2 protein-coding genes are annotated in these 997 nt (G+C 35.2%); both read left to right on the top strand.

Features of this window, described 5'->3' with window-relative positions:
- The first annotated feature begins 151 nt into the window (after positions 1–151).
- Positions 152–565 (top strand): PIN domain-containing protein, encoded by a 414-nt coding sequence (locus EHQ16_RS12505; protein ID WP_244242070.1) that lies wholly within the window; start codon positions 152–154, stop codon positions 563–565.
- Positions 558–818 (top strand): toxin-antitoxin system HicB family antitoxin, encoded by a 261-nt coding sequence (locus EHQ16_RS12500; protein WP_135636116.1) that lies wholly within the window; start codon positions 558–560, stop codon positions 816–818. The genes EHQ16_RS12505 and EHQ16_RS12500 overlap by 8 nt, the downstream gene beginning before the upstream one ends.
- The last annotated feature ends 179 nt before the right edge of the window (positions 819–997 follow it).

The following is a 997-nucleotide window of genomic DNA, read 5'->3' as shown; positions in this document are numbered from 1 at the left end:
CTAGTTCGTTATACGCAAGTTGCTAAAACTCGATTTCTCAAGAAAAAAATGTCGTTTTTGCGAAGAAAGGTAAATTTCTGAAAAATTTTTGCTGTATTTATGATAGCATATTTGATATCATTTAAATGTGCGGGTTACTATAGATACAAATGTGATTTACCAAGCTCTTAGAGATAATAGAGGGGCTTCACATTTTATACTTAACTTAGTTGAAAACAGAAGAATTGAGTTGGCTTTATCCACACCTGTTTTTACCGAATATTCAGATGTTTTATTAAGAGATAAGTCACTTTCTGACCTAGCTTTGTCAAAGAAGGACATTAATTTGGTTTTGGACTTCATAGCTTTTGTGGCTACGCCTTTTTCTATTAACTATCTACTTAGACCTAATCTTAGCGACGAAAACGATAATCTCTTTGTCGAACTTGCTTTTGCTAGTAACAGTAGATACTTAATTACTTCAAATATTAAGGATTTTAATCTTAAAAATGAACTCAAATTTGATTCTTTTAAAGTTATCACACCTACTGATTTTGCTAAATTCTGGAGATTAAATTATGAATAAGAAAAATGTTTTAACTATTCGTATTCCTGAAGATTTGAAAGAGAGAATTGAAAAAACTGCTGCTACGCAGGGTGTTTCTCTTAATCAATTTGCTTTATATGCTTTTACAAGAGGTATAAGCGATATTGATACTGCAAACCTTCTCAAAAAACGAATTCAAGGAAAAACTAAAGAATCAATTGAAGATGGATTCAAAAAAGTTATGGGAAAAGTTGGAAAGAAAGATAAACTTCCTAACTGGGATAAACTTTAATCTTATAGTAGCAACCAGCGTATAACAGCGCGGAAACGCTGCGCTTCGGCACTTACGGCCTCGCTTGGGCTTTGCCACATTCCCCTTCTGGCATTCGCTCGCATACGCAAGCTACATGCCAGTCCCTAACGTCCCGTTGGGACTCAGGGTCGGGGAACGTCGTCTCCGCTAATTCGTTA

Source organism: Leptospira kanakyensis (assembly GCF_004769235.1).
GTDB lineage: Bacteria > Spirochaetota > Leptospiria > Leptospirales > Leptospiraceae > Leptospira_A > Leptospira_A kanakyensis.
Note: the sequence above shows the minus strand (reverse complement) of the source record. Positions and strands in the feature narration are given on the sequence as shown.